This is a genomic window from Vibrio makurazakiensis, from assembly GCF_050337375.1.
Lineage (GTDB): Bacteria > Pseudomonadota > Gammaproteobacteria > Enterobacterales > Vibrionaceae > Vibrio > Vibrio makurazakiensis.
Map to the genome: position 1 here is coordinate 1 of NZ_JAKJSW010000233.1, position 6,032 is coordinate 6,032.

The window sequence follows — 6,032 nt, forward strand, 5'->3', positions numbered from 1 at the left end:
TAAGAAACCTGAGCGATAGGAATATCACTCAGGTTTCTTTTTATCTATTGCATTGAGTTGGTGCAGTGGTGGTCTTTTTTGGTGCGCGTTAATTCAAAATCTCATCTCTCCCTCAATTTAAATTTCAAATTAACCACCTTAAAACAACGACTTAAGCTTGATATTGAGTCGTTGTTGTTAGTTTTAATTATTGGAACGTAATTTGCTCAGCTAAAGCTCCTAAAGATAAATTCACTATATTGGTTCAATTCTTAATATAAGCACTGGATAGGTGCATAAGAACCAATAAGCAACGGAGACTGCAATAAATGAGTGAAACGGTGACTCAGGTTCATAGCGCTGTACAGAACCTAACCCAAAGTTCGGATACATTATTCTTACTACTTGGCGCCATTATGGTGTTTTTGATGCACGCGGGATTTGCATTTTTAGAAGTAGGTACAGTTCGTAAAAAGAACCAAGTGAATGCGCTTGTAAAGATACTGGCTGACTTTGGAGTCTCAGGTATCGCATATTTCTTCATTGGTTACTGGGTCGCTTATGGCGGTACTTTCTTTGCTGATGCTGAAACGCTTTCACAGGCCAATGGCTATGAACTGGTTAAGTTCTTTTTCTTACTGACATTTGCAGCCGCGATTCCTGCGATTGTTTCTGGTGGTATTGCAGAGAGAGCCCGTTTCTACCCAATATTGATTGCTACATTCTTTACCGTCGGTTTGGTTTACCCATTGTTTGAAGGCATGATTTGGAACGGTAACTTTGGCCTGCAAGCCTGGTTTGAAGCAAGTTTTGGTTACGGTTTTCATGACTTTGCTGGATCTGTTGTTGTCCATGGTGTCGGTGGTTGGATTGCTCTTGTTGCCGTTTACTTTTTAGGTATGCGTAAAGGTCGTGTACGCGCTGGCAAACACACGAACTTTGCTCCTTCAAATATTCCGTTCTTGGCGCTAGGTGCATGGATTCTATGTGTCGGTTGGTTTGGTTTTAATGTTATGTCTGCGCAAGCAGTGAATGGAATCAGCGGTTTAGTGGCTATGAACTCACTGATGGCGATGGTTGGCGGTATATTAGCTGCATTGATTGCAGGAAAAAATGACCCTGGTTTTATTCACAATGGCCCGTTAGCTGGGCTTGTTGCTATTTGTGCTGGGTCTGACCTAATGCACCCAATTGGCGCATTGGTTACTGGCTCTATAGCGGGTGCGTTGTTTGTATATCTATTCACCTACCTACAAAATAAAACCAAAATTGATGATGTTCTCGGTGTGTGGCCGTTACACGGTGTATGTGGCGCGTGGGGTGGTATCGCAGCTGGTATATTTGGTCAGCAGTCTCTTGGTGGATTAGGGGGCGTAAGCTTAACTGTTCAAATCCTAGGTACTGTTGCCGGTATTGTTGTTGCGGTCGCGGGGGCACTTCTGGTTTACGGTATCTTAAATAAAGTCACTGGGTTAAGGCTTTCTGAGGAAGATGAATTTAACGGTGCTGACTTGGCAATACATAAGATCTCATCAATTAATGAAGATTAAAAGTCGTACGATTAATTGATGCATTCCCAACAAAGGCGGCTACGGTCGCCTTTGTGACATTTAGTAGAAAAACTTACCTCACCTGAATCACATATCTTTAATGATTCCATTAAGTTACGACTATAGTCTAACCCTTAAAGCTATTGTTGATATTTCATCAATGCTAAGCTTACAACAAAGCTACTCAGATAAGGATGTCGTATGAATTTCCCATACAGAAATATAGTGATTTTAACTGGGGCAGGGATCTCCGCAGAATCCGGTATTCAAACATTTCGTGCGCAAGATGGTTTATGGGAAAACCATAAAATCGAAGATGTTGCTACACCAGAGGGTTTTGAAAGAGATCCTGATTTGGTTCAGGATTTCTATAATCAGCGTCGACTTAAATTACAAAGTGAAGGTATTCTGCCTAACTCTGCTCATAATGCGTTAGGTGAGCTCGAAGAGAAATTAGAAGGTAAGGTTACCATCATTACGCAGAATATTGATAACCTGCATGAACGTGGTGGAAGTAAGAATATTATTCACATGCATGGTGAATTACTTAAAGCGCGTTGTAGCGAGTCTAATCAAGTAATAGAGCATAAGGGTGATATCGAGACTGGTGAACTATGCCATTGTTGCCAAATACCCGCTCAAATGCGTCCACATATTGTCTGGTTTGGTGAAATGCCATTACGCATGGGAGATATTTACTCTTCATTAGAAGAAGCCGACCTGTTTGTTTCTATTGGTACTTCAGGTGTTGTTTACCCAGCTGCAGGTTTTGTTCATGATGCGAAGATGCATGGCGCTCATACGATTGAAATCAACCTCGAACCAAGTGCTGTTGAAAGCGAATTTGAAGAAAAACGATATGGTAAGGCTAGTGTCGAAGTCCCTAGGCTCGTCAACGAGATTTTAGGCGTTCAGGTCGAATCGAAAAGCGCGTAAACAAATAATTGAAACGGAAAAGACACCTTTTGGTGTCTTTTTCTTTATTGCACTATAGGTTATAGGGCGCTGTTATGGTTATTTGATCTCATTGACTTTTTCATTTCATACATTGCTTTATCCGATTTGTCTAAAGCTTGCTGAAAGTTCTCACGAGACGTTCTTTCTACTCCATAAGAGAAAGATATTTGTTCCCCTTCCAGCAGGTGCTTTACGTGAGTGATGAGTTCTTCGGCTCGGCCTTCGTTAGCGGTAATGACAAACTCATCTCCACCGACTCGAAAAGCCATTTCATTTCCAATAGTACATTGCGCCAATACCTGTGAAAATCGTACTAGCATGAGATCACCTACGCTATGGCCTTTGCGATCATTCACGAGTTTAAGACCGTTTAGGTCAAAATAGATCAAATCGAAAGATTCCAGCTTAATGTCAGTCAGCTTTTTTCGATTATACAAACCAGTAAGCTCATCAATTGAGTTTTGTTCGCGAAGCTTAATAGTAATTTCAGTCAAACCAAATGCGATAAGTAGGAAGGAAATTTGTAGTAGTCCATCTTCTAGAAATGTATCGATGAATTCGTATTGATCGGCAATTCTGTCTAAAAAAGCGATCTCAGTAATGACATCGTAAGTTTTATTGAAAAGAAGTAACCACGCACCGTATTTCAGCTTTTTATTACGGCCAATCGTTTTTTTCGCCACGGTACAAATATACAGAACGATCACTAATGTATTGGTCTCAAAGAAAAGGTCATAGTTTGAGTCAATATCGGCAACTTTACCCACTCCAAGCATAATAAAAGATGCAAGGAGCATGCATGTTACGACAATAAGAAGAGGGTGAGTTCGGGTCATTTATATAGCGTACCAAGTGTTGTTTAATACTAAGCCTATATAAAGTGTAGATAAAAATAAAGCGGCTTGCGCCGCTTTATTTTCCTAACGAATTAATTACTAGTTATTTACTTTCAATTTTTGGAAGTACTCTTCATAAATTGCACTAGCTTCGCCTACTTCGTCTTGCCAAACACCACTGTCCATTACAGATTGTGGAGGGAATACATTTTTGTCTTCAGCAAATTCTTTCGGTAAAAGAGGGTAAGCTGATTTAACTGGAGTCGGGTATCCGATCTCTAGGGCAATTTTTGCTGCATTTTCTGGGCGAAGTAAGAAATCAATCATCTTATGCGCCGCTTCTACGTTTTTAGCACCTGCTGGAATTGCAAGACTGTCCATCCAGAAAATAGTGCCTTTCTCTGGCCAGATAATATCGATCGTCGCGCCTTCTTGGCGAGCCATGTACGCAGAACCATTCCAAAGCATACCCAGTGAAACTTCACCCGCTAAGTATGGGTTTGCAGGGAAGTCTGAGTTAAATACTAATACGTTAGGCATCAGTTTTCTCAGTTCTTCATATGCAGCTTTAATTTCTTCTGGGTTAGTTGTATTTGGAGAGTAACCCAACTTGCTTAAAGCAATATGGAAGACTTCACGAGAGTCATCCATCATCATTAGTTGACCTTCCCATTGCGTATCCCACAGGTCACCCCATGAAGCAACAGAAGTGCTATCAAGCATATCGGAATTGATACCAATACCAGTTGCCCCCCAAATGTATGGGATAGAGTAGCTGTTATTAGGGTCGAAAGGCTTGTCTAAATAGTTAGGGTCTAGATCTTCAAAGTGGCTCAGCTTAGCTTTATCTAGCTCTTGTAGCATGCCTTCTTTACGCATTTTGGAAACAAAATACGTTGACGGTACAACAAGATCGTAACCAGAACCTTGAGTCTTAAGCTTAGCGTACATGCTTTCGTTAGACTCGTAGGTGGAATAGATAACCTTGATACCTGTTTCTTTCGAGAAGTCTTCTAATACTTCGTTAGGAATATATTCAGACCAGTTGTAGAAATACAACTCTTGGTCAGCTGCGAAAGAGGAGGTAGAGATAAAAGTAGCAGCACACAATGCGCCGGTATACAGTGCTTTCTTCATTACTGTTCCGTTCATTTGTTTGGTTTAAAGCAGGGTAGTGAACCCAAAGAAAAGTGATTTATAAAAGTTTGGCGTGAGTATAGCAGCACATAAATAAAATAGGCAGCCTTAGCTGCCTATTCACTTAAGTTGTTTGCGTAAGCTTATTGCCCAGCTTTCAACTTCATAAAGTATTCTTCATATTTAACCGTTTTATCACCAACAGCAGACTGCCATTCAACACGGTCAAGGTCTTCCTGAGAAGGAAATAGAGCAGGGCTATCTTTGAATTTTTCATTCGACGCTTTAACGGCAGTCAGATAGCCGGTATCACGTGAAATCTGCTCTGCTATTTCAGGGCGTAATAGGAAATCGATCATCTTATGCGCCGCTTCTACGTTTGTTGCACCAGAACTAATTGCGAAGTTATCTACCCAGCCTATACCGCCTTCTTTTGGAAACACCAGTTTGATTGGTAGACCTTCATTTTGTGCAGCAGCGGCAGAGCCATTCCACAACATTCCTAAGCCAACTTCGCCAGACATGTATGGAGCACCTGGGTTATCTGAATTGAATACCAGTACATTAGGCATTAGCTTTTTCAACTCGGCATAAGCTTCGTCAATTTGTGCATCGTCGGTTGTGTTACCCGAGTAGCCAAGCTTTCGTAATGCGATATGAAAGACTTCACGAGTGTCGTCCATCATCATCAATTGACCTTCAAGCTCTGGCTTCCATAAATCAGCCCAGCTTTGAAAATCATTTGGATCGTACATGTCGGTGTTCACGGCTAAGCCAGTGATTGCCACAACATGAGGGATCGAATATTCATTTTTCGGATCGTAAGCTTTATCTAAGTAGTTTGTATCAAGGTTGTTGAAATTCTCTAACTTAGACTTGTCGATCTTTTGAAGCATACCTTCATCACGCATTTTTGAAACAAAGTACGTAGAAGGAACCACAAGGTCATAACCCTTATTATGAGTTTTTAGCTTGGCATACAAAGTTTCATTCGACTCATAGGTTGAATAGATCACTTTGATACCGGTCTCATCCGTAAACTGTTCTAGAAGCGAACTGTTGATGTACGGCCCCCAGTTCATGAATACGAGTTCTTTATCGTCGTCCGCAGACACTGCTCCTGAGAACATTGAAAGCGCACATGCACTACCAGCTAATAAAGTAGCCCATTTTTTCATTGACGTTAGCTCCAAACTAAACGTTGCCATAATGGCAATAGATAGAAAAACAGAATGGAACATCCCATTCTGTTTATGTAATTTGAGGCGCAGTTTACTTTATTTTGTCCCTTGCTAACAACTGTGAAGTGATAACAAGTATTAAAGAAACGACCAGCATAACCGTAGCTAATGCATTAACCTCTGGGGAAATCCCCACTTTCACCATTGAATAAATCTTCAACGGTAGAATTTCATACGTTGGCCCTGTCACAAATGAACTTATGATTACGTCATCCAGAGACAGTGTGAAGCTTAACAACCAACCTGCAGCAACAGCTGGCTTTGCGAGCGGCAATATAATCTGTTTTAAGATTGTCCATTCGCTCGCACCAAGATCTTTTGCAGCTTCAAGC

6 protein-coding genes are annotated in these 6,032 nt (G+C 41.0%); 2 read left to right on the forward strand and 4 right to left on the reverse strand.

Annotated features, from left to right (window positions below; translation table 11 throughout):
• Window positions 1-308 precede the first annotated feature (308 nt).
• Both L4C33_RS18700 and cobB read left to right on the forward strand, forming a co-directional pair.
• The gene (locus L4C33_RS18700) at window positions 309-1,529 is read left to right on the forward strand and encodes an ammonium transporter (RefSeq protein WP_428813922.1); all 1,221 of its coding nucleotides are present in this window, start codon (window positions 309-311) and stop codon (window positions 1,527-1,529) included.
• Between the two features lie 201 nt (window positions 1,530-1,730).
• Window positions 1,731-2,465, forward strand: a complete 735-nt coding sequence (gene cobB, locus L4C33_RS18705; RefSeq protein WP_428813923.1) for a Sir2 family NAD+-dependent deacetylase — start codon at window positions 1,731-1,733, stop codon at window positions 2,463-2,465.
• A 59-nt stretch (window positions 2,466-2,524) separates the two neighbouring features.
• Here the strand turns inward: cobB and L4C33_RS18710 are convergent, their stop codons facing one another.
• The 4 genes from L4C33_RS18710 to L4C33_RS18725 all read right to left on the reverse strand — a co-directional run.
• On the reverse strand, window positions 2,525-3,322 hold the full coding sequence (locus L4C33_RS18710) for a GGDEF domain-containing protein (protein WP_428813924.1): 798 nt from the start codon (window positions 3,320-3,322) through the stop codon (window positions 2,525-2,527).
• A gap of 99 nt (window positions 3,323-3,421) precedes the next feature.
• Window positions 3,422-4,459 carry an extracellular solute-binding protein gene (locus tag L4C33_RS18715; protein ID WP_428813925.1) on the reverse strand — a complete coding sequence of 346 codons (1,038 nt, stop codon included), beginning with the start codon at window positions 4,457-4,459 and terminating at the stop codon, window positions 3,422-3,424.
• Between the two features lie 143 nt (window positions 4,460-4,602).
• A complete protein-coding gene (locus L4C33_RS18720) occupies window positions 4,603-5,637 on the reverse strand; it encodes an extracellular solute-binding protein (protein ID WP_428813926.1) in 1,035 nt (344 codons plus the stop codon).
• A gap of 94 nt (window positions 5,638-5,731) precedes the next feature.
• Window positions 5,732-6,032 (reverse strand): ABC transporter permease subunit (locus tag L4C33_RS18725; RefSeq protein WP_428813927.1); only part of this gene is annotated, 301 nt, incomplete at its 5' end.